Origin of the sequence: Synechococcus sp. HK01-R, from assembly GCF_014217855.1 — a bacterium.
Taxonomy (GTDB): Bacteria; Cyanobacteriota; Cyanobacteriia; order PCC-6307; family Cyanobiaceae; genus Synechococcus_C.
In genome coordinates, this window is the sequence record NZ_CP059059.1 from 2,360,840 (window position 1) to 2,378,841 (window position 18,002).

The 18,002-nt window shown below is 64.0% G+C and carries 22 protein-coding genes; 9 read left to right on the plus strand and 13 right to left on the minus strand.

Annotated elements, in window-relative coordinates:
* Positions 1-8: 8 nt before the first annotated feature.
* On the minus strand, positions 9-1,016 hold the full coding sequence (gene pheS, locus H0O21_RS12695; protein ID WP_185189892.1) for a phenylalanine--tRNA ligase subunit alpha: 1,008 nt from the start codon (positions 1,014-1,016) through the stop codon (positions 9-11).
* A 71-nt stretch (positions 1,017-1,087) separates the two neighbouring features.
* Here pheS and surE point away from each other — a divergent pair, with 71 nt between their 5' ends.
* Entirely contained in the window at positions 1,088-1,897 is an 810-nt protein-coding gene (gene surE / locus H0O21_RS12700) for a 5'/3'-nucleotidase SurE (protein WP_185189893.1), read from the plus strand.
* On the opposite strand, the gene H0O21_RS12705 is transcribed toward surE, so the two are convergent.
* Positions 1,882-2,457 carry a DUF3611 family protein gene (locus H0O21_RS12705; RefSeq protein WP_131456257.1) on the minus strand — a complete coding sequence of 192 codons (576 nt, stop codon included), beginning with the start codon at positions 2,455-2,457 and terminating at the stop codon, positions 1,882-1,884. The genes surE and H0O21_RS12705 overlap by 16 nt on opposite strands.
* Before the next feature lie 61 nt (positions 2,458-2,518).
* On the opposite strand from H0O21_RS12705, the gene H0O21_RS12710 reads away from it, so the two are divergent.
* The 6 genes from H0O21_RS12710 to H0O21_RS12735 all read left to right on the plus strand — a co-directional run bounded on the left by H0O21_RS12710 (position 2,519) and on the right by H0O21_RS12735 (position 6,374).
* Positions 2,519-3,445 carry a bifunctional riboflavin kinase/FAD synthetase gene (locus H0O21_RS12710; RefSeq protein ID WP_185189894.1) on the plus strand — a complete coding sequence of 309 codons (927 nt, stop codon included), beginning with the start codon at positions 2,519-2,521 and terminating at the stop codon, positions 3,443-3,445.
* 137 nt (positions 3,446-3,582) lie between these two features.
* Complete coding sequence (locus H0O21_RS12715; RefSeq protein ID WP_185189895.1) at positions 3,583-4,629, plus strand: thiamine phosphate synthase; 1,047 nt, start codon at positions 3,583-3,585, stop codon at positions 4,627-4,629.
* An 11-nt stretch (positions 4,630-4,640) separates the two neighbouring features.
* Positions 4,641-4,856 (plus strand): sulfur carrier protein ThiS, encoded by a 216-nt coding sequence (gene thiS / locus H0O21_RS12720; RefSeq protein WP_185189896.1) that lies wholly within the window; start codon positions 4,641-4,643, stop codon positions 4,854-4,856.
* Between the two features lie 33 nt (positions 4,857-4,889).
* Entirely contained in the window at positions 4,890-5,867 is a 978-nt protein-coding gene (locus tag H0O21_RS12725) for a DUF1517 domain-containing protein (protein ID WP_185189897.1), read from the plus strand.
* Between the two features lie 94 nt (positions 5,868-5,961).
* Positions 5,962-6,129, plus strand: coding sequence for a hypothetical protein (locus H0O21_RS12730; protein ID WP_161567588.1), 168 nt, complete (start codon positions 5,962-5,964; stop codon positions 6,127-6,129).
* A gap of 65 nt (positions 6,130-6,194) precedes the next feature.
* Positions 6,195-6,374, plus strand: coding sequence for a hypothetical protein (locus H0O21_RS12735; RefSeq protein WP_185189898.1), 180 nt, complete (start codon positions 6,195-6,197; stop codon positions 6,372-6,374).
* On the opposite strand, the gene larB is transcribed toward H0O21_RS12735, so the two are convergent.
* The 6 genes from larB to era form a co-directional block, all read right to left on the minus strand.
* A complete protein-coding gene (gene larB / locus H0O21_RS12740) occupies positions 6,363-7,031 on the minus strand; it encodes a nickel pincer cofactor biosynthesis protein LarB (RefSeq protein WP_185189899.1) in 669 nt (222 codons plus the stop codon). The two genes, H0O21_RS12735 and larB, sit on opposite strands and share 12 nt — an antisense overlap.
* Positions 7,028-7,372, minus strand: a complete 345-nt coding sequence (locus H0O21_RS12745; protein ID WP_131456542.1) for a TIGR03792 family protein — start codon at positions 7,370-7,372, stop codon at positions 7,028-7,030. The genes larB and H0O21_RS12745 overlap by 4 nt, the downstream gene beginning before the upstream one ends.
* 125 nt (positions 7,373-7,497) lie before the next feature.
* On the minus strand, positions 7,498-7,983 hold the full coding sequence (gene ispF, locus H0O21_RS12750) for a 2-C-methyl-D-erythritol 2,4-cyclodiphosphate synthase (protein ID WP_185189900.1): 486 nt from the start codon (positions 7,981-7,983) through the stop codon (positions 7,498-7,500).
* A 41-nt stretch (positions 7,984-8,024) separates the two neighbouring features.
* Positions 8,025-8,735 (minus strand): tRNA (guanosine(37)-N1)-methyltransferase TrmD, encoded by a 711-nt coding sequence (gene trmD, locus H0O21_RS12755; RefSeq protein WP_185189901.1) that lies wholly within the window; start codon positions 8,733-8,735, stop codon positions 8,025-8,027.
* A 5-nt stretch (positions 8,736-8,740) separates the two neighbouring features.
* Complete coding sequence (locus H0O21_RS12760) at positions 8,741-9,211, minus strand: phycobiliprotein lyase (protein ID WP_185189902.1); 471 nt, start codon at positions 9,209-9,211, stop codon at positions 8,741-8,743.
* Between the two features lie 36 nt (positions 9,212-9,247).
* On the minus strand, positions 9,248-10,174 hold the full coding sequence (era, locus tag H0O21_RS12765; RefSeq protein ID WP_185189903.1) for a GTPase Era: 927 nt from the start codon (positions 10,172-10,174) through the stop codon (positions 9,248-9,250).
* Between the two features lie 64 nt (positions 10,175-10,238).
* On the opposite strand from era, the gene H0O21_RS12770 reads away from it, so the two are divergent.
* Positions 10,239-10,760, plus strand: coding sequence for a hypothetical protein (locus H0O21_RS12770; RefSeq protein WP_131595521.1), 522 nt, complete (start codon positions 10,239-10,241; stop codon positions 10,758-10,760).
* A gap of 61 nt (positions 10,761-10,821) precedes the next feature.
* Here H0O21_RS12770 and H0O21_RS12775 read toward each other — a convergent pair whose 3' ends face one another.
* The 5 genes from H0O21_RS12775 to H0O21_RS12795 all read right to left on the minus strand — a co-directional run bounded on the left by H0O21_RS12775 (position 10,822) and on the right by H0O21_RS12795 (position 16,813).
* Positions 10,822-11,556 carry a Bax inhibitor-1 family protein gene (locus tag H0O21_RS12775; RefSeq protein WP_131595519.1) on the minus strand — a complete coding sequence of 245 codons (735 nt, stop codon included), beginning with the start codon at positions 11,554-11,556 and terminating at the stop codon, positions 10,822-10,824.
* 82 nt (positions 11,557-11,638) lie between these two features.
* Complete coding sequence (locus H0O21_RS12780; RefSeq protein ID WP_185189904.1) at positions 11,639-12,640, minus strand: PhoH family protein; 1,002 nt, start codon at positions 12,638-12,640, stop codon at positions 11,639-11,641.
* 8 nt (positions 12,641-12,648) lie between these two features.
* On the minus strand, positions 12,649-13,086 hold the full coding sequence (gene rpsP, locus H0O21_RS12785) for a 30S ribosomal protein S16 (RefSeq protein ID WP_185189905.1): 438 nt from the start codon (positions 13,084-13,086) through the stop codon (positions 12,649-12,651).
* 78 nt (positions 13,087-13,164) lie between these two features.
* Positions 13,165-14,646, minus strand: coding sequence for a signal recognition particle protein (gene ffh / locus H0O21_RS12790; RefSeq protein ID WP_185189906.1), 1,482 nt, complete (start codon positions 14,644-14,646; stop codon positions 13,165-13,167).
* 61 nt (positions 14,647-14,707) lie between these two features.
* Positions 14,708-16,813, minus strand: a complete 2,106-nt coding sequence (locus H0O21_RS12795; RefSeq protein WP_255441034.1) for an ARC6/PARC6 family protein — start codon at positions 16,811-16,813, stop codon at positions 14,708-14,710.
* An 85-nt stretch (positions 16,814-16,898) separates the two neighbouring features.
* Between H0O21_RS12795 and pdhA the strand changes: the two genes are divergently transcribed.
* Entirely contained in the window at positions 16,899-17,990 is a 1,092-nt protein-coding gene (gene pdhA, locus H0O21_RS12800; RefSeq protein ID WP_131456226.1) for a pyruvate dehydrogenase (acetyl-transferring) E1 component subunit alpha, read from the plus strand.
* Positions 17,991-18,002: the final 12 nt, after the last annotated feature.

The following is an 18,002-nucleotide window of genomic DNA, read 5'->3' on the forward strand; positions in this document are numbered from 1 at the left end:
GCCAGGGCTCAGAACTGCTCGAGGAAACGCAAATCGCTCGTGTAAAGCCGGCGGATGTCATCGATGCCGTGGCGCACCATGCAGAAGCGCTCCACACCCAAGCCAGCCGCAAAGCCGCTGTAACGCTCCGGGTCGAGCCCCAGACCCTCCAGCACAGCCGGATCGACCATGCCGCAGCCCATCACCTCGAGCCAGCGCCCCCTCCACTGCACATCCACCTCAGCGGAAGGCTCTGTAAACGGGAAATAACTGGCACGAAAGCGCACCGGCAGATCCCCAAAAAAGGCCTTCAGAAACGCCATCACCGTGCCGCGCAGGTGGCTGAAGTCCAGCCCTTCATCGATCGCCAGCACTTCCACCTGGTGGAACACCGGAGAATGGGTGGCGTCGACGGCATCGCGGCGATACACCCGACCAGGGGCAACGATCCGCACCGGCGGTGGAGTCTGCTCGAGGTGGCGAATCTGCACCGGTGAGGTGTGGGTCCGCAGCAGCAGGTTGTCGCTGAGATAGAAGGTGTCCTGCATGTCCCGGGCCGGATGGTCCGGGGGAATGTTGAGGGCGGTGAAGTTGTAATGATCACTCTCCACCTCGGGGCCCTCAGCCACCTGGTAACCGAGGCCGCAGAACAGATCGACGATCTCTTCACTGGTGGTGATCAAGGGATGGCGATGGCCAGCGGGGATGCCACTGGGAGGAGCCGTCACATCGAGGGTTTCCGCCGCAATGCGTGCCTCCAGAGCTTCGCTTTTCACAGCCTGCAGCCGTTGACTGAGCAGCTCCTGCACCTGGGTTTTCAGCACATTGGCCCGCTGGCCCACCAAGGGACGCTCATCACCTGGAAGCTTGCCCATGGCGCCGAGCACACCCGAGAGGCGCCCTTTCTTCCCGAGTAGGCCCACCCTCAGCTGCTCGAGCGCCTCGGCATCGGCGGCGGCGGCAATCGCCTCGGCGGCTTCAGCTTCCAGGGCCTCCAACTGATCGGTGAGCTGCTGGAGTGACACGGTGGCGCTCACGGCATCGGATTCTCGGCGACTGACTGTAGGCAGCCATCACGCTTAGGTTCCCCCCAGAGCCATCGGATGCCATGTCCCCGCTGCGGATTCTGATCAGCAATGACGACGGCGTCTTCGCCGCCGGTATCCGGGCCCTGGCCGCCGCCGCCGCCAGCCGCGGCCACCAGGTGACGGTGGTCTGCCCTGATCAGGAGCGCTCTGCCACAGGGCATGGCCTCACCCTGCAGACGCCAATCCGAGCGGAGCGGGCCGATGAGCTGTTTGATCACGGCATCACCGCCTGGGCCTGCAGCGGCACTCCAGCCGACTGCATGAAGCTGGCCCTGTTCGAGCTGATGGACCAACAGCCAGATCTTGTGCTGTCGGGAATCAATCACGGCCCCAACCTGGGTACCGATGTGTTCTGCTCCGGCACCGTGGCCGCCGCGATGGAGGGCACCTTGGAGGGACTGCCGGCGATGGCCATCAGCAGCGCCTGCTTCCAGTGGCGCAACTTCGAGGGCGCCGGTGAGCTGGCCGTGGACATCGCCGAAGCGGCCCTGGCCGACGGCTGGCCGGAGAACCTGCTGCTCAACCTCAACATCCCTCCCTGCCGGCCAGAGACGATGGGCCCACTGCGTTGGACCCGCCTCTCAATCCGCCGCTACGACGAGCAATTCAGCCCCCGCGTCGATCCCCGCGGCCGCACCTACTACTGGCTAGCAGGGGAGGTGGTCGAGGACCTGGAGTCCGGCGGCGATGGTCCACGGGACTGGCCCACCGATGTGGCCCAGATTCAGGCCCACGCCCCTTCTCTCACTCCGATCCAGCCAGAACTGTTCTGGCGCGGATCCCTCAGTGGTCTGCCGGAGCTGCGGCTGGGCGATCAATTGGTTCGATAAATCCTCTGCAGCAGCCAGAGAGAGAAGATCAGCCCGAGGGTGTGGGCAAACAACACCTGGGTGTTGCTCAGCACTGAAAGCATCTCGATCGAGGTGATCGGGTAACCCACCAGGCTCCGGGCACTGGTGCCTCCCACCGGTGACCCGAAGAAGCCCGGTGCCTGCAGAGAAGCCTGCACGAACAGGCTTCCAGCCAAAGACTGATAGCCAACGGCTGCGAGCACGAGCCCCAGCAAATCCGCGAGAAGACCACGCTTGAGCAGGCGGCTGGCCTCACCGCGACTCGGCCTGGCGTTGCTGCCCAAGGCACGCCCGAGACGCACGATCAACCAACCCTGCCAGAGGCTGTAAAGCAGCACAAAGAACGAGAGTGTGGTGAGCGACAGGCCAGGGCCGAGGCCAAGGGCACGCTCTGAGTTCCGAGCCAGGCTGCCGCCGATGTTGTTGAACAGCAGCACACCCACCACCACCACCCCAAGGGCGGTCTGAATCCAGAAGCGGATCCATGCCATCCGGCGCACCCCAAGGGCCAGCTGCTGGAAGTCGAGGCGATCGGCCATGCGCGGATGAACGGCGTTCGTCCAAACTTGCCACTAACCAACGCCGGATGCACGGCTGCCCTTGATTCCCCTCTGCTCACCTCAGCAGGCCCGCAGGCCGACGGCCCTGGCCCTCGGCAGTTTTGATGGTCTCCATGCCGGACATCGGCGCGTGATCGAAGCGATCACGCGCGAGCCGCTCGGGGGTATCCCCAGCGTCGTGAGCTTCTGGCCCCACCCTCGGGAGGTGCTTCATGGCGAGCCGCGGCTGCGCCTTGATCTGCCGTCGGAAAAACTGAACCTGCTCGAACCGCTAGGGATCGAACAGCTGGTGCTCGTTCCCTTTGACCAGCAGCTGGCTCAGCTGAGTGCCGAGACCTTCGTTCACACCGTGTTGCTCGAGGCTCTCCAGGCGCGCCACATCGCTGTGGGAGCCAACTTCCGCTTTGGCCGTGGCCGCAGTGGTGACACCAACACCCTGCGCCTGCTCTGCGAGCAAGCCAACGTGAAAGTCAGCGTGCTGCCGATCCTGGAGGACGACGGAGGACGCATGAGCAGCAGTCGAATCCGAAACGCCCTCAGTGAGGGAGACCTGAACGCTGCGACCCAGCTGCTCGGGCGCCCTTACCGCTTCAGCGGACGGGTCGTACGCGGACGGGGCCTTGGGCGCGAACTGGGCTGGCCCACGGCCAACCTTCAGGTGGATGGCCGCAAATTCCTACCCGGACTGGGGGTCTATGCAGCCTGGGCGATCGTCGGCGACCAAGATCAACCCCTGCCAGCGGTGATGAACCTGGGCCCGCAACCCACCGTGGATCCCACCTCTCCCTCAGCGGTCGAGGTGCATCTGCTCGATACCCAAATGGAGCTGGAAGGCCGCGAACTCACCGTGGAGCCGGTGACACGTCTCAGAGGTCAGGAACGCTTTGCAGGACTGGACGCCCTGAGCGCCCAGATCGGCCGCGATGCCCAGCAGGCACGGATGCTGCTTCAGACACCGGTGGGGTAAGCGTTCGTCAGCCCCCAGACGATGAACACGCCGATTCCACCCAGCAGAACGATCCCCCAGACCAGCACGTGCATCGTGCTCTCGGATCCACCGTTGTCCATGGCCGCTTGGGAGCATGCGATCCTGCCAAGACTGCCATGGAATCGATGGTTGTCGCCCCCCTCCGCGACCTGCGTGTGGCTCGGCTGATCGACGCCAATCTCGACCGAGCCCGCGAGGGACTGCGGGTTGTTGAGGATTGGTGCCGCTTCGGCCTCGATCGCCAGGACTTAGTGGTCACCCTCAAGGACTGGCGGCAGCAGCTGGGAGCACTGCATCACGACAGCTACAAACAGGCCCGCTCCACAGCCACGGATACGGGCGCCGGCCTGAGCCATCCCGCCCAACAGCAACGCACAGAGACCCAGGCGGTTGTGGCCGCCAACTGCGCCAGGGTGCAGGAGGCCTTACGGGTGCTTGAAGAATTCGCGCGGGAAACCCACGCTGAATTAGCCCACTCCGCCGCATCGATCCGCTACGGCCTCTATGACCTGGAGATGACGATTCAGCGGGCTGGGCGACGCCAGCAGCGTCTGAGCCAACTGCAAACCAGCCACCTGTACCTGATCACGTCACCGGTTGAAGGCCTGGTTCAGCAGGTGGACGCCGCCCTCCAGGCGGGAGTGACGCTCGTGCAATACCGGGCCAAGGAAGGCCATGACCGCACACGCCTGGAGGAGGCGCGAGCGCTGGCGGCGCTCTGCCGGCGGCATCAGGCCCTGTTCATCGTCAACGACCGCATCGATCTAGCCCTACTGGTTGATGCCGATGGCGTGCATCTCGGTCAAGACGATCTCCCCACCTCTGAAGCCCGGAGCCTGATCGGTGAAGAGCGACTGCTCGGTCGCAGCACCCATCAGCTAGATCAACTGCTGCGAGCGCAACAGGACGGTTGCGACTACGTCGGGGTCGGCCCCGTTTTCGCCACCGCCACCAAACCGGATCGCAGCGCCCGAGGCCTGGATTGGGTGCGAGAGGCCAGTCGCCACGCCACGATCCCCTGGTACGCCATCGGCGGCATCGATGCCGCTCGCATCGCACCGGTCCGAGAAGCCGGTGCCACCCGCGTGGCGGTGGTGCGAGCGATCATGGAAGCGACCGACCCCCTGGTTGCCAGCCGCGAGCTGCTGGCAACCCTCGGCTGATTCCCCTCCCCATGGCGACACTCCAACTGCAGGTGAATGGCGAGCGCCGCGAACTTTCACCAGCTCCGCAGCATCTCGCACAAGCCATCGAGCAACTGGGGCATCACCCCCGGCTGGTGGTGGTGGAGTTCAACGGGCTGATCCTGACCCCTGATCGCTGGCAGGACCAGCCGATTCAGAACGGTGACAGCCTGGAGATCGTCACCATCGTGGGCGGTGGTTCCTAGAGTCGTTGCACCGATGAGTCCAGTCTGCAACGCATGGCGATTCCCCGGAGCCAACCTCTTCCGAACCGCTCCCTGAAGAGGCTGCTGAACCGCTGCCTCTCGGCACTCCTGGTGCCAGCACTCCTGATCGGCCTGCTGGTGATCCAACCGCAAGCCAGTGAGGCCGCAAGCGGTGGCCGGATCGGAGGCGGCAGTTTCCGCGCTCCCTCCATGCCCCGCAGCGGTGGCTACAGCCGCAGCTATGGCGGTGGCTACAACCGCGGCTACGGCGGTGGAATCGGCTTCCCGTTCATCATCCCGATCTTCGGTTTCGGCGGAGGGGGCCTGTTCGGCTTCCTGATCCTGATGGCGATTGTGGGGGTGCTGGTGAACGCTTTCCGTGGGGCTGGCAGTGGTGGCGGCGGCAACAACGCCCTGACTGGAGAGCGCTACGGCGGCGGAGCCATCAGCGCCGGCCCGGTGACCATGATCCAGATGCAGATCGGACTGCTCGCCAGCGCCAAGGCCCTGCAGAACGACCTGCGCCAGCTGGCAGCCTCCGCCGATACCAGCACCCCCAGTGGCCTCCAACGGGTGCTGCAGGAAACCACCCTCGCCCTGTTGCGCCAACCAGACCTCTGGGTTTACGCGAATGTCGAAACCGGCAACGTGCCATTCAACGCAGCGGAAGCCACGTTCAATCGCCTCTCGATGACGGAACGCAGCAAACTGCGCGCTGAACTCACCAGCAACGTCAACGGCCAGAGCAGCACCTCCTCCGAACAAGACCGTGGCGATGCCGATGCCACCAATGACTACATCGCCGTCACCGTCTTAGTGGCCAGCCGTCGGCCGGTCACGCTGAAACAAGTCGAGACCGGTGAAGGGCTTCGGGAAGCCCTGCGCATCCTCGGATCCACCGCTTCGAGCGACCTGATCGCCCTTGAAGTGATCTGGCAGCCCGACGGAGCCGGAGACGTGCTCAGCGCCGACGAGCTCGTGACGGCATACCCGAACCTGCAGCATCTCTGAGCGAAGCTTCAGAAAATCTTCCGCTCCAAAGGTTGAGCGCTCCGAGGCAATCAAGCTCTTGCTGCCTAGCTTGAGTTGATTAAGAACTCCCTCCTTGGCACCCACTTCTCGCCCCGATCCCCGTGCCATGCAATGGCAGAACAACGGAGAGCTTGATCAGGGCGATCTGTTCGAGCTGGTGCGTCACCTCAGGGATGTGGAGTCGCCGACCCACAGCAATGAACTGTGGCGTCTGGGCAGTAAGTACGACAAAGCCGACTGATCCCATCACCCCCCCTTGCCGGCGTGGGAAGCCTGACGCATCGTTTGGCCAGCACTGTCTGACGCATGGCTAGCAGACCCATTCAGTGGGTGAACTCACCCGTCCTGATGGAAGCGATGCTGCGTTACGAACAGGGCCTGTTGCCCCGTTCCATGCAGCTCTGGGTGGAGCAGATGTTTGAACTGGATGGCTCTGAGACCACCAGTGGCCTGCTGCCTTCCTCCTTCGACGCCTCAGTCGACTGACGCCTGCAGGATGCGCAACGCAGCCATCGCAGCGCCATAGCCGTTGTCGATGTTGACGACTGCGAGTCCAGGGGCGCAGCTGGCCAGCATGCCGTCTAGGGCCGCCCGGCCTCCAGCACTGACGCCGTAGCCGACCGACACGGGCACACCGATGACCGGCTGAGGCATCAACCCAGCCAGCACGGTGGGTAGAGCACCCTCCATGCCGGCGCAGGCGATCAGCACTCTCGAGGAGCGCAACAATGGCAAACGCTCCAGGAGACGGTGCAGACCCGCGACTCCCACATCGAGCATCAGAGAGGCTGCCACTCCATGGAACTCCAAGGCCAGCTGCGCTTCCTTGGCCACCGGAAGATCACTGGTGCCACCGCTCAGGATCGTGACTGGCGCCTCAGACGCGTTCTGGTCAAGGGGATGGTGACCGCAGCTGAGGCAGCGGGCCTGATCGTGCCATTGCAGGCGGAGATCAGGCAGCAACGCCGCCACATCAGCGGCTTTGCCAGCATCCACGCGTGTCACAAGCGCCGCTTCGCCGCGGCCGTGGAACGACTCCAGAATCGCCGCGATCTGCTCAGCCGTCTTGTGCTCCCCCCAGATCGCCTCGCTGATGCCTAAGCGACGGCGACGATCCCAGTCGAGATGAGCTGTCAAGGTCATTGCGGCAGCAGTTCGCCTTCAAAGACCAGCGGGAATGGATTGCCCTGACGCTGCCCTGTGCCCTCACGCGCTAGCTGCTCAAAGCGCTGTTGCACAGCCTCCACCTCCTGTTCTGGAATCGCTTTCCAGGCTTCCCTGCTGCTCCAGCGGATCAGCAAGGTGCCTTCCTCGGCCTCGGGATCCCAGAGCAGATCACGCCCCAGAAACCCCTCTTGGTGGGCAAGCCAGGGTTCCCAGCTGCCCTGCTCGGCCTCCAGCCAAGCTTGCCGGGCGGCCTCCGGCACCTTCACCTTGAGATGCTCGATCACCGCAGCGTCGTCGCCACCCTGCGGATCAGCCATCGCGGCGAAACGCGCCTGGGCAGGGGAGCTGAACAGCACAGCCAAGAACAGGGCAAGGCTCAAAACCTTACGCAGCAATCCTGAAAAGTGGCGGGTCACTGAGTGGCGGGTCGCTGAGTAGCGGGTCACAGCGCCTGGAGCAGCGCGACCGCCTGAGCGGAGATTCCCTCTTCCCGCCCCTCAGGGCCGAGCTTCTCGTTGGTGGTGGCCTTCACCCCCACCTGCTCAGGTTCGATGCCGATGCGCGTGGCAATGGCACAGCGCATCGCCTCAATGTGAGGTTTGAGCTTGGGGCGCTCAGCGACCACCACCGAATCGAGATTCAGCACCTGCCAACCGCGCTCCCTGACAAGAGCCACGACCTGCTCCAGCAGCACCAGGCTGTCGGCCCCCTTCCAGCGGGGATCATCCGGGGGGAAGTATTTGCCGATATCCCCCAGGGAGAGGGCACCGAGCAGGGCATCCATGATGGCGTGCACCAGCACATCGGCATCGCTATGCCCGTCTAGGCCGAGGCCATCGGGATGGTGCAGTCGCTGACCGCCCAAAATCAGTGGCCGCCCTGGCACGAGACGGTGGATGTCGTAGCCGTTGCCGATGCGGAGCTGCATAGGGCCTAGGTCAAGGCGTCCATTCTTGATGACCGACAGCCCTACTGCTGTTGCTGTTGCTGTTGCTGCCAGCGGGTGAAGAGGTCTGGCCTGCGCTCCGCGGTTCGCTGCTCGCGCTGCTGCTGCCGCCAGTGTTCGATCGCGCCATGATCGCCACTGCGCAACACATCGGGCACGGACAGACCGCGGAACTCTGCGGGGCGGGTGTAGTGAGGATGCTCGAGCAACAGATCGCTATGGCTTTCCTCCACGAGCGAATGGGCCGTGCCGACGGTGCCCGGGAGGAGACGCACCACCCCGTTGATGATCGTCATCGCCGGCAGCTCACCACCTGTCAGCACAAAATCCCCCAACGACACCTCCTCATCCGCCAGAGGTCTGATCCGTTCATCAAAACCCTCGTAGTGCCCGCAGAGCAGCACGAGCTGATCGCAATCGTCAGCCCAGCGCTGCAGATCCGACTGGCCAAGGGGCGTCCCCTGCGGTGTCATCAGCAACACGCGGCGCCGGGGCAGCACCGGAATCGCCTCCACGGCGGCATAGACCGGCTCCGGCTTGAGCACCATGCCAGCGCCACCGCCATAGGGCTCATCGTCAACCTTGCGATAGCGATCGGTGGCGTAATCGCGAGGATTATGAAGGTGCAGCTCGGCAATGCCGGCAGCGAAGGCTCGACCGATCACACCCAGCTCTTCGAGAGGAGCGAAGGCATGGGGAGCCAGGCTCACCACATCCAGGCGGAACGCAGCCATTGCGATCAGGAGCCTGGAGCTGTGACCCGGCGGATCTCCGAGCAGAAACTGGCCTGCCTCGGCGTCCCGTCCCGATCCATCAGGGTGGTGCTGCGTAGGCGCAGATTCGCCTTGGTGAACCAGATCCGCTCGCGCAGGCTGGCGCCAGCCTCAGCGGGCAGGGTCAGCTCCAGACAGCCATCACCGTGCAGTTGCCACTGGCCACTCTGATCGCCCTGGCTTGCCTGCAGAACCAAGGCACCGTCTGCGGCAAAACGCATTGAAGCCAGCTGACGTCCCTCACCGTTCCTCACCTCCAGGCTGGGGCCAGCGTCAGACGCACCCTCCACGCACTCCATCACCAGCTCCCCACGCTCACAGCTGTGCCAGTCCTCGGAACCATCGAGCTGGAACACGCTGCGCAGACTCATCCAGCGCCCGTCGCAAAGTTGCAGGAACGCGCCGAGATCAGTGGGCGGGAAGGGGAGGTCGGTCATCCGCCTATCTTCTCAGCCCTGGTCCCCCAGCCGTCTTCACTCCTCGGCATAGCCCAATTCCGCAAGCCGGGCCGGCTTACTTCGCCAATCGGGCACCACCTTCACGAACAGCTCCAGATAGACAGGACCATCGATCAGGGTCTGCATCTGCAGGCGGGCGCCCTGACCAATCGTTTTGAGCATCGCCCCCCCTTTGCCGATCAGGATCCCCTTCTGGCTCTTGCGTTCCACCAGCACGGTGGCGAGCACGGCGGTGCGGGGCTTGCCCTTGCCCTTCGAGGGCATGTCCTCCACCCGGTCGATCTGCACCGCCACGCTGTGGGGCACCTCTTCACGGGTGTGGGTCAGCACCTGCTCGCGAATCAGTTCTGCCATCAGCAACCGCTCCGGCTGATCGCTCACCATGTCAGGGGGGTACAACTGCGGCCCTTCCGGCATCAGCGCGCTCACCGCCGTCACCAGCTCCGTGCAGCCCTGGCCATCGAGGGCCGAGCAATGGTGCACCGACCAATGGCTGCCGTCGAGCAACTCCCGATAGGCCGCGTCCGCCTCCGGCTTCCTAGCGGGAGGCACCAGATCCCATTTGTTGAGCACCACCTGCACGGGCAGGCGCTGCTGACGCAGCAAATTGACGATGAAGGCATCACCGCCGCCAGGAGCTTCGCAGGCCTCCAGAAGCAGCAACACCTGATCCACCTCACCGATGGCCGCGCGCGCGCTTTGCACCAACCGCTCCCCCAGCAGGTGATGGGGTTTATGGATCCCAGGAGTATCCACCAAAATCAGCTGGGCCTCCGGGGTGGTGAGGATCGCCCGCAGCCGGTTGCGTGTCGTTTGCGCCACCGGTGATGTGATCGCCACCTTGTCGCCCACGAGCTGATTCACCAAGGTCGACTTGCCCACATTGGGCCGACCGATTAGGGCCACAAAACCGGAGCGGTAAGGCTGTGAGGAAGCTTCCATGCCTTCAGCATCGCCTCTGGGCCCACCACCTGCCCATAGGCTGAGCGCGAGGACGACAGCAGTCATGAGCACGCTTGAACCCACCTTTCAGCAGGCGATGGAGATCGCCGCCAGCTGGTTGCAGCAATGGGATGGGGAGGAAATCAGTGATGAAGTGATGGCCGATCGTGTGGCTGAGCTGGTCGCCAGTCGCGATGGCGCCCGCGGCTTCTTCGTGGTGAGCCTTGCCGGCGACAGTGCCCTGATGGACCGGCTGCCGGAACCACTCGTCATCAAGCTGCGGGAAGCGGGCGATGGCGTGGTGGATCTCACCGCCCGCAACCTGGCCATGAGCGCGGCGATGGTGGTCCACCACCGCAACAACGGCGATGAGCAGCAGGCCGCTGGCTCGGAGCGGGTCAACGCCCGGTGCTGCGAATTGCTGCGCCAGCTGGATCCCCACCAAGTCAAAGAGCGTCTTGAGACCCTGCTGGAGGCGGCCCATCACAGCCGAGGTGACGACCTGGCCTTCCTTGAGCGCTGGGGCTACGACGACCGGCAGAAACAGGCGATCGGTGACTCCGTCGAAGCCGTGGCCGATCGCTAGCCAACAAAAAACCCCGACTGAGAAGCCGGGGTGAACGCACTGATCGAGGAGGTCACCGTGTTCAATCGCGGCGGCCGCCTCCTTGCAGGGCAATGATCAGACGGAGCACAAAGATGAACAGGTTGATGTAGGTGAGATACATCCCCAGCGCGCCGGCCAGGAACTGATCATCCCGGTAGGTGCGGGGCATCGTGTAGAAATCCACGAAGGCCATGCCCACGAAGAGCACGGTGCCGAAACCAGCAATCGCCAGGTTGGTGGCCGCAAAGATGCCGGGCACAAAGAAGCCGGCGATGAAGATGCCCACCATCGCGATCAGCAGACCGATCAGGCCGAGGCCAACCACAGCGCTGAGGGCTTGACCAACGCTGTCGCTCATGCGACGGCCCGCGATCGAGGCCACCACGAAGGTGAGGCCGGTCGCGAGGGCTGCAATGCCAATCGAGGCAGCACCAGCAACGGCGATGGCCTGCACCACCAGGCCGGTGAGCGTGAAGCCGGTGAGCAAACTGAAGGTGGCCATCAGCGGCAGGGCTGTGCCGTTGTTGGCCTTGTTCGCGGCGTTCTGGGCCACGAAGAAGAGGATGAACCAGGGGATGATCGCGATCAGCGACAGGGTGTTGAAGGCGCCGTAACCGATCGAAGCCATCGTGGCCATGCCGCCCAGTACGCCACCGGCGGTGAGCACCATGCCACCCCCCACGTAGGGGAGGGCTTTATTGACGACATTGGGCCCCACCAAAGCGCTGGACTGCGCCTGACGGATGGCTTCCTGGAAATTGCTGCTGGCAGGCATGGTGCCCCAGATCACTGGAAACACTCTGGCAGGGCTGATCAGGTTGTGGTCAGATCCCAGGTGCGGATCTCCCCATCAGCGCTCAGCGGGGTGACCCTGATCGCGTCGGCTTCCGTCGATCGTCACGCCGGGCATAGGCCTCCACCACACGTTGCACCAAGGGGTGGCGCACCACATCGGCTGCTGTGAGTTTGCACACCGCCACACCCTCCACACCCTCCAGCACCTGTGAGGCCTCCACCAGACCGCTCATCTGCCCGGGCGGCAGATCCACCTGGGTGATGTCACCCGTCACCACCATGCGGGAACGCTCCCCCAAACGGGTGAGCACCATGCGCATCTGGGCCGGTGTGGTGTTCTGCGCTTCATCGAGGATCACGAAGGATTCGGCCAGGGTGCGACCGCGCATGTAGGCCAGCGGAGCGACTTCAATCACCCCCTTCTCCAGGAGGGCCGTGGTTTTCTCAGGACCCATCAGGGTGTGGAGCGCGTCATAGAGGGGACGGAGATAAGGATCCACCTTCTGTTGCAGATCCCCTGGCAGAAAACCGAGACGCTCGCCTGCCTCAACGGCGGGCCGAGTGAGGATCAGACGCTCGACCTTGCGCTCCGTGAGCATGCGCACGGCCAGCACCGTGGCCAGGAAGGTCTTACCGGTCCCTGCCGGACCCAAGGCGAAGGTGAGGTCATGGCGTTCCATCGCCTCCACATAAGACTTCTGGCGCAGAGTGCGGGGCCGCAGCAACTGACCTCGCTGGGAGCGAGCCAGCACCTGCTGCCCCATGGCCTGATGGTCCTGATGGCGGCCGGTATCGAGGGCCTGCAGAGCGGTCTGGAGATCCACAGGAGAGACGCTCTGCCCCTCCTGCCAGAAGGCGCGCAGCAGCTCCACCACCGCCGCGGCCCGCTCCAACTGACTGGGTCGACCACTGATTTCAAGTTGAAGACCCCGCATCACCAGAGAGACCCCTGTGAGGGCCTCCAGCTGACGCAGGGTCTGTTCCGAGGGCCCTGCAAGAGCGAGGGCTGCTTCGGGATGGGGAAGATCAAAGACGAAGCGACCCGGCGCGGCAGCTTCGGTCATGGCGTGGATCAGGCCTCGGCGGTCTCGTCCGCAGCGGCTTCATCGCCGGCGGGAGCCTCGGCTTCAGCGGCAGCAGCTTCAGCGGCAGCCTTGGCCTCAGCCTCAGCAGCGGCCTTGGCTTCCGCCGCTTCCTTGGCAGCCTGCTGAGCAGCAGCTTCCCGAGCAGCAGCCTGCTTGGCCTTGCCCACGATTTCGGCAGGACGGACAGTCTTTTCGATCAGGCCACCCTTCTCGAGGAGGGATCGCACTGCATCGGTGGGCTGAGCTCCCTGGCTGAGACGGGCGCGCAAACCCTCTGTGTCCAGACGGGTTTCCTTGGTGCGGGGGTTGTAGAAGCCCAGCTCCTGGAGAGGGCGTCCGTCACGGCGTGACGTGCTGTTGCAGGCCACGAGGCGGAAGCTCGCTTCCCGCTTCTTACCGAACCGCTTCAGGCGGAGCTTGATCATCGTGGCGCTGCTTCTGAGGGTGGAACTCGGCGCTGACTCTGAGTCGCGCGCCAAACAGCCACCATACCCTGCGACGGGTCAGAGCTCCCCAAAACCCTTCTTCTTCTTGGCCGGGCGCTGCCGCTTCGGAGCACCACCACGACCACCGCGACCCGGACCGCCCATGCCGGGCATCCCGGGCATGCCACCCATACCCGGCATCCCGGGCATTCCAGGCATCCCACCACCCATACCCGGCATCCCGGGCATTCCAGGCATCCCACCACCACGGGTCATCTGCTGCATGAAGCCCCGCATCTTCTGGAAATCGGCCAGCACCTTGTCCACATCCGCCGGCTGATAGCCACAGCCGCCGGCAATGCGGCGACGACGGGAGGGCTGGGCGGCCAGGAGCTCAGGCTGCGTCCGTTCCGCAGGTGTCATCGAGCCGATCATCGCTTCGATCTTCTTGAGCTGCTGCTCGCCTTGTTTGAGCATGCCGTCGTCAAGCTTGTTCATGCCCGGGATCATCTTCATCAAGCCTCCGAGGGAGCCCATCCGCTTGATCAGGCGCATCTGCTGAAGGAAGTCGGAGAAGTCAAACGACGCCTCCTGCAACTTCTTCTGCATCTTCTCCACATCGGCGAGCTCCACCTCCTTCTGGGCTTTCTCCACCAGGGTCAGAACATCCCCCATGCCGAGGATGCGGCTCGCCATCCGCTCGGGATGGAAAGGCTGCAGGGCCTCGACCTTCTCGCCGGTGCCGATGAACTTGATCGGCTGACCGCTCACCTTGCGGATCGAGAGCGCTGCACCACCGCGGGAATCGCCATCGAGCTTGGTCAGCACCGCCCCGGTAATGCCCACCTGCTCATGGAATGCGCGGGTGAGCTCGGCCGCTTCCTGGCCGATCATCGAATCCACCACCAACAGCACCTCATCGGGCTGCACCGCAGAACGGATCCGCACCATCTCCTCCATCATCGAGGTGTCGATCTGGAGCCGGCCCGCCGTATCGACGAGCAGGGTGTCGTATCCCTCCTCCTTGGCCTTGGCCAAGCCAGCAGCGGCGATGGCCTCCGGCTTGGCTTCTGCTCCGAGGCTGAACACATCAACATCGATCTGAGCACCAAGGGTCTTGAGCTGCTCGATCGCCGCGGGGCGATACACGTCTGCCCCGACCATCAAGGCCCGCCGTCCCTGATCTTTGAGGTGCAGGGCGAGCTTTGCGGTCGCGGTGGTCTTACCGGCACCCTGCAGACCAGCCATCAGCACCACGGTGGGCGCCTGCTCAGCCTTGGCAAGGGGTGCATTGCCACCACCCATCACCTCCACCAGCTGATCGTGCACCACCTGAATGAACTTTTGATCGGGGCTGACCCCGCGCACCACCTCAGCCCCCACCGCCTTCTCACGGACTTCCGCGACGAAGTCCTTGACCACTGGGAGGCTGACGTCAGCCTCGAGCAAGGCCCGACGCACGTCTTTTAGAGCCCCATCAACGTTGGTCTCGGAAATCTTGTCCTGCCCCCTCAGCCCCTTGACCGCGTCTTCAAAGCGGGCTGACAGCTCGTCAAACATGGAGGGGCTTCCAACAGGGCTTAGTTCCTGATCGTAAAAAGCCGCCTCCTCAGCCCGGTCTTCAGCCGGGGATATAGGCGTGGAGACGCCAGGTGTCGCCGTCTCGGCCCAGGATGTAGGTAATCGGCAGGGTGGTCGCAGCCGTGCGTTCGATCACCTTGCCTGCAGCATCAACGCGCTGATCGGAATAAGCGACGCGGGCCCTGAGTTCGATCCGCTGCGGCGTGCGGCTGACCAGCTCGAGGGAGGTAATCGAAGCCTCCACCGTCTGCCTTTCGCCAGCGGCTGCATCGACACGGCGCTCCTGCTGCACCTGCGACACAAGCCCATCGCGGGCGACCGCATCGAGTTGAACATCCGCCACCGTCCCGCCGCCAAGAACAGTCGCCTTGCGATCGAGCCACGTCTGCAAAAGGGTCTGCAGCTGGGTTTCGCTAGGGGCATCGGCGTTCAGCGGCTGGAACGGTTGAGAGCCTTGGCTGCCCTGTTCAGGCCGCAGGGCCGCCTTCGGCTGCCCAGGGGCCTTGGGCGTTGCACGTTGCCCAGGGGTTGGCTCGGCTTTGTTCTGCTCTGTTGGCGACTGCCCTTCGGGCTTGAGACGGCTGGGCTCCGCCTCACGACGCAGGCCAATCAGGCTGAGCGCTGCCACGACGGCCACCACAACCGCGAATATCCCGGACGCGAGCAGCGCCGGACGGCTGGGACGGGGCAGTTGATCCAACCGCTCACGCCAGCTCAATCCAGCAGCAGACTCCTCAGACCCTGAATCCGCTCCTGAAGCCAGACCCATGGAGGCTGGCGAAGCTGGTTGTCCGGGCCAAGGGGCGGAATCGGCTAACGGGTCTCCAGCCGAAGGAATCTCCAGGGGCAGCGTGCCATCCGGATCGAGACCAAAGGCTGGGGTCGAGTCAAACCCAGCAGGGCGCTGCCTCCCCTCGATCCGCTCGAGACGCTCCACGAAGGCCTGCACATCCCGGTCGGCGAACCAGGCTTCGAGGTCAATGGCCTCGGCATCCACGTCCCGGTATCCCGGCAACACATCGCGCCCCAGCCAGGAGCGGCAGTAATCGCAGAGGGCCGCCAGATCGTCTCCGGGATGGCGCTGCAACCATTGCTGCAATTCAGCGTCGGTGCTGGCCTGGAAATGCCCCTGGGCATGCTCCACATCGCCGAGCAGCAGGTCAAGACAGCCCTGCAGCGGACGGGTGTCCAACCCTTCGAGGGCCAGGCCACGAAGCCGTTGGCGCGCCTGATCGAGTCGCTCGGGCTTGCGACGGGAGAACCCAGCAGCCGTCAGCGCCATGACCCCAAGGAATGCCGCATCAGCGGAGCCCTGGGCCTGCCAGCGCTCCAACAGATCCACCTGTTCCTGCACCGTCAGAAAGCGGCGGATTTGCTGGAAGAACAGCTCAAACTCCCCCTGGGGCATGCCCGACTCAGGGCTTGGTTCAGAACCTTGATCCAGAACGGCCTGAAGATCTCCTTCCAGTCCGCCACGCCTCTCCACAAAGCGCTCGAGCAGTTCAAGTCCTTCGCGCCTTGCCACCTGTTCAGCCAGGTCACGACTGAGCAAATCCAGGATCCGGTAAGGGGTGAGCTGATCTCGCTGCTGCTCAAGAATGCGACGCAGTTCAGGCAGCTTTCCAACACGCTGAAGAAGCTGAAGCCCCTCGCCCAGAAGCACGGCAGCCGACTCGTAGCGCCGCCGCTCCTGATCCTGCTCAGCAGCAGCGCGACAGGCCAGGCCGGCCAGCAGGGCCAGATCAGCCTCCCGGCCACTTCCCAAGGCCGGGGCCTGCGGCGGCTGCAGAGCCTGGCGGGCCAGCTGGAAGGTCTCGTGGGGAGCATTGGCCTCCAACAGCAGGATCAGACCTGCCACCTCACGGCTGGAGGGAAGGTCAAGACCAGCCGTATCTCCGGGATGATCACGACCCAGCTCCATCAGGGTCGCCTCATACTCCCGGCGACGGGAAGGATCGGTGAGCAAATCAGCCGAGAGCCGCAGGAGTTCCGCCCGCTGCTGCAGGGCCTCATGGGTGAACCCCTGATCAGGGGCGCGATCGATTCTTAGCTGCAGCGTGCGCAGGATGACATCAGCCTCGGCCGATGGGCTGACGCCTAGCAGGCGGAAATGATCGATCGGCAAGTCCAACTGCGATGCAGCCATTGGCAGCAGACTGTAGGCAGTGTCAGGGTTTTTGCCCATTCCCTGTGGGCTGACCCTTAAAGTTGACCATCACGAAAGGCCTGGGATGAGCCAAAACATCGCAATGGATAGCGCTCTCTCCGGCGCCAGCGCCTCCATGGCGGGCCCCCATGCCGAAAGGCTTTCATCGCTTGTGACGGCCCAGCGGGCCACGGTGGATCGGGAGACAGGACTTGCCCTTTACCGGGACATGACCCTGGGGCGACGGTTTGAGGACAAGTGCGCCGAGATGTACTACCGGGGCAAGATGTTTGGCTTCGTGCACCTCTACAACGGGCAGGAAGCGGTGAGCACCGGAGTCATCGGTGCCATGAAGCGCCAGCACGACTGGTTCTGCAGCACCTATCGCGATCACGTGCACGCCCTCAGCGCTGGAGTCCCGGCCAGGGAAGTCATGAGTGAGCTGTTCGGGAAAGAAACCGGCTGCAGCAAGGGCCGGGGGGGCTCCATGCACCTGTTTTCCAAGGAGCATCACCTGCTTGGTGGTTATGCCTTCATCGGTGAGGGGATTCCGGTTGCCCTGGGCTCCGCCTTCACGAGCCGCTACAAGCGCGACGCCCTTGGTGATGCCTCAAGCAATGCGGTGACAGCGGCCTTCTTCGGGGACGGCACCTGCAACAACGGCCAGTTCTTTGAATGCCTGAACATGGCCCAGCTTTGGAAGCTGCCCATCATCTTCGTGGTGGAAAACAACAAGTGGGCGATTGGCATGGCCCATGACCGCGCCACCAGTGACCCAGAGATCTGGCGCAAGGCCGGCGCTTTCGGCATGGCCGGTGAAGAGGTGGATGGCATGGATGTTCTGGCCGTGCGCGCTGCCACCCAAAGGGCTCTGGAGCGCGCCCGTGCTGGTGAAGGCCCCACCGTGCTCGAGTGCCTCACCTACCGCTTCCGTGGCCATTCCCTCGCCGACCCCGACGAGCTGAGGGCAGAGGAAGAGAAGCAATTCTGGGCCCAACGCGACCCGCTCAAGGCTCTGGAGCGAGATCTGGTGGGTGCAGGCTTAGCCAGCAGCGAGGATCTACGCGCGATCGAAAAAGAAATCGACGCTGAAGTGCAGGATTGCGTTGACTTCGCCCTCGCAGCTCCAGAACCCGATGGTTCGGAACTGACCCGTTACATCTGGGCCGAAGACTGATCAGAACGTGAC